The organism is Rhizobium sp. SVR5-9E, from assembly GCF_056755095.1.
The window spans coordinates 1-274 of the sequence record NZ_JBNDHS010000393.1 but is presented as its reverse complement, the minus strand read 5'-3'; the positions used below and the strand labels follow the sequence as shown (position 1 = coordinate 274).

Here is a 274-nt window from a genome sequence, read left to right as displayed (position 1 = left end):
GAGTGGCACCCATCAAAGCTGCTTCTTTTATGGATGTAGAAACCTCACAAAAAGGAACGGCGGGAAGCAAGGCCTCAGACGTATTTGTAACTTCGGGAAATACTACGGTTCCGTTTTTATATCCGGGCTGTATCGCAGATATCGAAATGCGTAAAACCGATACCAATGAGACCTCCCTCTTTACCAAATTAATGATAACTGAAGTACATCATGAAGTGGATGCGCGGGGATATTACACAGGAACCTTCGATGCAATTGCTTCCGATACAGGTTT

At 44.2% G+C, this 274-nt stretch carries 1 protein-coding gene; it reads left to right on the top strand.

Annotated elements, in window-relative coordinates; translation table 11 throughout:
- On the top strand, positions 1–274 hold a 274-nt coding region (locus ACPYOJ_RS35320), incomplete at both ends, for a hypothetical protein (RefSeq protein ID WP_481420383.1).